The sequence below is a fragment of the Arsenicibacter sp. R0_47 genome (assembly GCF_057652235.1).
In genome coordinates this window covers 1-795 of sequence record NZ_JBYFCJ010000105.1, presented here as the reverse complement: position 1 = coordinate 795, position 795 = coordinate 1, and the positions used below count along the sequence as shown (strand labels likewise).

Below are 795 nucleotides of genomic sequence, written 5' to 3'. Positions count from 1 at the left end.
TACCAGTCGATCACCACGCACAGGTATAAAAATCCGTTGGCCATCGGAATGTACGGTAGAGTAGAGCAAGCGCGCCTAGGTAGTTTCACAACTACTGGTTTCGCTTGCCCTCTCTCCGAACCGGACGTGCACCCGCGCGGCGTCCGCTTTCGTTATGCATCCGGCTCTCCCGGAACCATCGTGTAGTCAGGCGGTTTCATCCATCCTCGCCGATAGTGCATTACCTTCTGCCAACCCATTTGATAGTGTTCCACCGCCTGACCCCGCCAGACCTTCCAACGAGGACGGAGTCGACTGGCTTGACGGTGTTTTAAAATCAGTTGAGCATTGGCTTTTGGATACTTCTTGCATAACCAACGCCAGATACGATCCCGTCCATACCAATCCAGGGACGATAAGATCTTCTTGGCGCCAGTGCAATATTTGTAGAAGTTGCCCCAGCCGCGTAGGATAGGGTTCAGTTTTTGTAGCAATTCATCCAACGACCAGCCTAGCGTAGCTCGGCCCGTCAGTTGCTTGATGCGATAGCGCAGATCCGCTGCCTTCTGTTTGGGTATTTCTAACCGAGGTGTCCAGCCATACCGATAGTCCCACCGCATGCTAACCCGATGACCTAAGAACTGAAAGCCCTCGGTTAGAGGGGTGATCCGGGTCTTTTCAGGAGAGAGCGTTAAGCCCATCTTCTCTTTGAGTAGCGTCTGTAAGGCCTCTCGTTCGGCTAGTGTTTTGACTTGATATGCGTGACGGGTAGCTTTGTAGAAAATGCCCCCACTACGATGAAAAAGTATCACGTTA

1 protein-coding gene is annotated in these 795 nt (G+C 52.1%); it reads right to left on the bottom strand.

The window, feature by feature from the left end:
- Positions 1–152: 152 nt before the first annotated feature.
- Positions 153–795, bottom strand: a 643-nt coding sequence (locus tag AC23NW_RS36210; RefSeq protein ID WP_487455591.1) for a group II intron maturase-specific domain-containing protein, incomplete at its 5' end; no start/stop codon positions are given.